The organism is Parabacteroides sp. AF14-59 (genome assembly GCF_003479515.1).
Taxonomy (GTDB): domain Bacteria; phylum Bacteroidota; class Bacteroidia; order Bacteroidales; family Tannerellaceae; genus Parabacteroides; species Parabacteroides faecis.
On sequence record NZ_QUHH01000065.1, the window covers coordinates 1 to 729 of the forward strand.

The 729-nt window shown below is 41.0% G+C and carries 1 protein-coding gene; it reads left to right on the plus strand.

From position 1 onward, the window contains the following. A partial coding sequence (locus tag DWW23_RS26350; protein ID WP_305037005.1) for a POTRA domain-containing protein occupies positions 1 to 729 on the plus strand: 729 nt, incomplete at both ends.

Genomic DNA, 729 nt, shown 5'->3' on the forward strand with positions numbered 1-729 from the left:
GTAAATTATCATGGTATAAAGAAAGGGGAACGGGAAGACCTTGAAGCCAAGTTAGGCTTGAAAAAGGGATTCCAGATCACTCCCAACCTGATGGACCGTGCAAAGATCGTTATTCAGAAGTTCTTTGACGGCAAAGGTTTTAAGAATGTAGACGTCGATATTATACAACGTGATGATTTGTCCAAAGAGGGCGAAGTGACTGTCGATATCCATATCGATAAGAATGAAAAGACGAAGATTCATCGTATTTACTTTGAGGGGAATGAGGCTTTGTCTACCAGGAACCTGAAGAAGGCGATGAAGAAAACGAACGAAAAGTTCAGTATTCCGAACGACTGGAAGACCAGTATCCTGGAAGCATTCAGTACGAAGAAGTTCACTACGGAAGAATACGAGAAAGATAAGCAGAACATTATCTCCAAATATAACGAACATGGTTATCGTGACGCTGTATTGCTGGCTGATAGTGTTGTGAATTTTAATGAGAAGAAGGTCGATATCTTCCTGAAACTGGAAGAAGGGAACAAGTATTATCTGAAAGACATTCGTTTTGTGGGTAATATGCAGTATGCTTCTGATTATCTGGAGGCGATTCTCGGAATGAAGCCGGGCGAGGTATATAACCAGAAGAAACTGACGGAACGTTTGTCGACAGATGAAGATGCCGTATCCAATGTCTATTATAATAATGGTTACATCTTCTTTAGTGCCGACCCGGTAGAAGTAGAT